The 3,552-nt window shown below is 61.5% G+C and carries 6 protein-coding genes; 5 read left to right on the forward strand and 1 reads right to left on the reverse strand.

The features are described 5' to 3' along the window. Positions 1–229: 229 nt before the first annotated feature. A complete protein-coding gene (locus EGJ34_RS20900; protein WP_125362334.1) occupies positions 230–427 on the forward strand; it encodes a hypothetical protein in 198 nt (65 codons plus the stop codon). Between the two features lie 101 nt (positions 428–528). Here the strand turns inward: EGJ34_RS20900 and arsH are convergent, their stop codons facing one another. Further along, positions 529–1,254: an arsenical resistance protein ArsH gene (gene arsH, locus EGJ34_RS20905; protein WP_125362335.1), complete on the reverse strand. Its 726-nt coding sequence runs from the start codon at positions 1,252–1,254 to the stop codon at positions 529–531. A 17-nt stretch (positions 1,255–1,271) separates the two neighbouring features. Between arsH and EGJ34_RS20910 the strand changes: the two genes are divergently transcribed. The 4 genes from EGJ34_RS20910 to EGJ34_RS20925 are packed head-to-tail and all read left to right on the forward strand — an operon-like array spanning position 1,272 to position 3,522. Further along, positions 1,272–1,601 (forward strand): metalloregulator ArsR/SmtB family transcription factor, encoded by a 330-nt coding sequence (locus EGJ34_RS20910; protein ID WP_125362336.1) that lies wholly within the window; start codon positions 1,272–1,274, stop codon positions 1,599–1,601. 13 nt (positions 1,602–1,614) lie between these two features. Continuing rightward, positions 1,615–2,127 (forward strand): arsenate reductase ArsC, encoded by a 513-nt coding sequence (locus EGJ34_RS20915; protein WP_125362337.1) that lies wholly within the window; start codon positions 1,615–1,617, stop codon positions 2,125–2,127. Positions 2,128–2,140: 13 nt separating this feature from the next. Further along, positions 2,141–3,190: an ACR3 family arsenite efflux transporter gene (arsB, locus tag EGJ34_RS20920; RefSeq protein ID WP_125362338.1), complete on the forward strand. Its 1,050-nt coding sequence runs from the start codon at positions 2,141–2,143 to the stop codon at positions 3,188–3,190. Next, complete coding sequence (locus tag EGJ34_RS20925) at positions 3,187–3,522, forward strand: GNAT family N-acetyltransferase (RefSeq protein ID WP_125362339.1); 336 nt, start codon at positions 3,187–3,189, stop codon at positions 3,520–3,522. The genes arsB and EGJ34_RS20925 overlap by 4 nt, the downstream gene beginning before the upstream one ends. The last annotated feature ends 30 nt before the right edge of the window (positions 3,523–3,552 follow it).

The raw sequence follows: 3,552 nt of genomic DNA on the forward strand, positions 1-3,552 counted from the left end.
TCTACGCTTTGACATGAACACTCCTCATGGCCTGGATCGGCCTTCTTGTAAGTGTCCGTGAAAACGGGGGTGAACCCCTTAAAGCTCCGTCGGGCAAGCGCTTGCCTCGGGTGCGTAGCCGCGCGACTACCTAAGGGGCGTCAAGGCAAGCTGTAGCGGTAGCGGTCGACGTGATAGCTTCCTGCCCCATGGTCAACAGTCGACCGGAACGGACCTAAGAGGGTGACCCATGAAGCCAAGGAAGCAGAGTTTCAATAGGCGCGAAGCCGGCGAGACTATAGCCCATCTGATTGAAGACGTCCTCCGCCTCAATGCCCGCGAGACTGAGAAGTTGGCTGCGCGTCGGTTCCTGGCCTTCCCAGATCTCATTCTCGCGGCGCTCGTGTTCAGCGCGGCGTTCGTCTTTGTAGCCCTAATGCCCACCTGATGCCGCCCCGGGAAACTCCCGGTGCCCATCCGTGGCGCTGGCCCGTCACAGTCGTCGCACGGCGTCGCAACTGGATGATGCTCCAAGAGAAACGTTCGCGGTCACTCAACCGCTGCTGCAGCTCTTGATAGCTCAGCGGCGGCCTGTGCTCCTTTGCGCTCGCTGTAGCGGTCCACGAGAAAGTCGGTCTGATTGCGAACGAGCACCGTGAACTTCATCAACTCCTCCATGACATCTACCACCCGGTCGTAGTAGCTCGATGGCTTCATCCGGCCATGCTCGTCGAACTCCTGCCAAGCCTTGGGGACCGACGACTGGTTGGGGATGGTGACCATCCGCATCCATCGACCGAGCACGCGCAGCGCGTTGACCACATTGAACGACTGCGATCCGCCCGATACCTGCATCACCGCCAGGGTCTTGCCCTGGGTCGGCCGGACGCTGCCCTCCTCCAACGGTAGCCAGTCGATCTGGTTCTTGAACACGCCAGTAATCGTCCCATGGCGCTCGGGGGACACCCACACCTGTCCCTCGGACCACTGGCACAGCTGCCTCAGCTCCCGCACCTTCGGGTGATCTTTTCCAACGCTGTCGAGCACGGGCAAGCCGTGTGGGTCGAAGACCCGGGTTTCAGCACCCAGGTGGCGCAGGATTCGCTCAGCTTCCAGAGCAAGCTTGCGGCTATACGACTCCGGACGCAGAGATCCGTAAAGCAGAAGGATGCGTGGTGCATGCATCCCTCCAGCGGGCCCGACCGCGTTGACAGGGAGGTGGTGGGCCGAAAGGTTCGGAAGAGCAGAGAGGGTGTCTTGCGGGTTATTATTCATTCGACTATTCTAGAACTATGGAAACGAAACAAGCAATCACCTCACTGACGGCTCTGGGCCATGCGACTAGGCTGGCCGCCTTTCGAATGCTGGTAGAGGCTGGGCCGGCAGGCCGCATGGCTGGAGAAATCGCCGAGCAACTTGAGGTTCCTGGGGCGACCCTGTCCTTCCACCTGAAGGAGCTGGTCAACGCTGGGCTGGTTGCCAGTGAAAGCCAGGGACGCAACGTCTGCTACAGAGCGAACTTTGATGCGATGAACGGCTTGATCGCCTACCTCACCTACAACTGCTGCGCCGGATCGCCCGAGGCTTGCCTGCCCTCGGGTGACGAACGCTGCGACTGCTGATCAGGAGACTCCAATGAAGCGCCGCGTCCTTTTTCTGTGTACGGGCAACTCCGCCCGCAGTGTTCTTGCAGAGACCACCCTGCGCGCCTGGGCCGGGAATCGTTACGAGGTATTCAGCGCCGGCAGCCAGCCTGCAGGACAGGTAAACCCCTACGCCATCGCACAGTTGGCTGCCGACGGTCTGCCCACCACCGGGCTGCGCAGCAAATCCTGGGATGAGTTCTGCGGTCCTGACAGCGCGCCGATGGATCTTATCGTGACGGTCTGCGATGCTGCGGCCGCAGAGTCCTGTCCGGTGGTCTTCGGGGACTTCGTCCGCACCCACTGGGGATTGCCGGACCCCGCTGCCGTCGAGGGAAGCGACGATACCAAGCGGGCCGCCTTTGAGCAGGCGCACCGCATCGTCAAGGCTCGCTTACTGGCATTCCTTGCCATTTCACCCGACGCGTGGAATGACCGGGCTGCACTCCAAGATGCACTCGATGCAGTGGGCTTCGTCCAGCCAGAGGAACAGGCCAATGCATGATCCGGCTCCGCGAATGGGCCGCTTCGAGCGCCACCTCAGCCTATGGGTTGCCCTTTGCATCGTCGCGGGTACCGCAGCCGGTCATCTAATGCCCGGGGCGTTTCGCGCGCTCGGTCATTTGGAGGTTGCGAGCGTCAACCTCCCCGTAGCCTTGCTGATCTGGGCGATGATCATCCCGATGCTCCTCAAGGTCGACTTCGGGGCGATGGCACAGGTCGGAAGGCATTGGCGCGGCATCGGCGTGACCCTGTTCGTGAACTGGGCCGTGAAGCCATTCTCCATGGCATTCCTGGGGTGGCTGTTCCTCAAACAGATCTTCCCGCAGTGGCTGCCTGCGGACCAGATAGACTCCTACATGGCCGGCCTGATCCTGCTCGCTGCCGCTCCCTGCACAGCCATGGTGTTTGTCTGGAGCAATCTCTGTCGTGGTGATGCGAACTTCACACTGAGTCAGGTGGCCTTGAACGACGCGCTCATGGTGGTGGTGTTTGCTCCACTGGTGGCGCTGCTGCTCGGCCTGTCGTCAATCTCCATACCTTGGGCGACGCTGAGCTTGTCGGTGGCGCTCTACATCGTTGTGCCGGTTGTTGTCGCCGTGCTGTGCCGCCGCTGGCTATTGCAGACTGGGGGCAACGCGCGGTTGGACGCTGCGCTACGCCGTCTTTCGCCTGTCTCGACGAGCGCGCTGCTGGCTACGCTGGTACTGCTGTTCGGCTTTCAGGGCGAGCAGATACTCGCGCAGCCCGTCGTGATCGCGATTCTGGCCGTTCCGATCCTTGTCCAGGTGTACTTCAACTCCGCACTTGCCTACCTGTTGAACCGTCGCCTCGGCGTGGCCCATTCGGTGGCCGGTCCCTCCGCCCTGATCGGGGCCAGTAACTTCTTTGAGTTGGCAGTGGCGACAGCGGTGAGCGTGTTCGGCGTGCATTCGGGGGCAGCGCTTGCGACCGTCGTAGGCGTCCTTATCGAGGTTCCCGTGATGCTTACGGTCGTGCGCATGGTCAATTGCAGCAGCGGTTGGTATGAGGCCGGAAGCCGCAAAGCAACGAGGGCTTCTGCATGAACATCACTGAGATGCCGCTGTCGGGGGAACTCCTCACACTGCTTGAGGCCGCTGATTTGCCCGCGTCGGATCTCCGCGAAGGGAGACCGGCCACCTTTCTGGCCGCGATGGATGATGATGAACTCCTCGGTTGTGTGGGATACGAGTTGGGCGGCGCAGTCGCACTTCTGCGATCCCTGGCAGTCCGACCGGAAGCGCAGGGCAAAGGGCTTGGAAGGGTACTGGTCGCCGAGGCAGAACGGCATGCACGGGATGCAGGCGCAATGGACATGTTCCTTCTCACCAGAGAGTGTCCGTATTTTTGTGTTCGGGCGACGTGGGCTGTCTTTTGACAGCCCGGCTTCTCAGTAAGGGCTCCGGAT

The sequence above is a fragment of the Stenotrophomonas sp. 278 genome (genome assembly GCF_003935715.1).
In the GTDB taxonomy this organism is placed as follows: Bacteria; Pseudomonadota; Gammaproteobacteria; order Xanthomonadales; family Xanthomonadaceae; genus Stenotrophomonas; species Stenotrophomonas maltophilia_AH.

Bases quoted from the DNA above. Each gene is read 5' to 3' on its own strand.
- EGJ34_RS20900 (WP_125362334.1), top strand. From the start codon at position 230: ATGAAGCCAAGGAAGCAGAGTTTCAATAGGCGCGAAGCCGGCGAGACT.
- arsH (WP_125362335.1), bottom strand. From the start codon at position 1,254: ATGAATAATAACCCGCAAGACACCCTCTCTGCTCTTCCGAACCTTTCG.
- EGJ34_RS20910 (WP_125362336.1), top strand. From the start codon at position 1,272: ATGGAAACGAAACAAGCAATCACCTCACTGACGGCTCTGGGCCATGCG.
- EGJ34_RS20915 (WP_125362337.1), top strand. From the start codon at position 1,615: ATGAAGCGCCGCGTCCTTTTTCTGTGTACGGGCAACTCCGCCCGCAGT.
- arsB (WP_125362338.1), top strand. From the start codon at position 2,141: ATGGGCCGCTTCGAGCGCCACCTCAGCCTATGGGTTGCCCTTTGCATC.
- EGJ34_RS20925 (WP_125362339.1), top strand. From the start codon at position 3,187: ATGAACATCACTGAGATGCCGCTGTCGGGGGAACTCCTCACACTGCTT.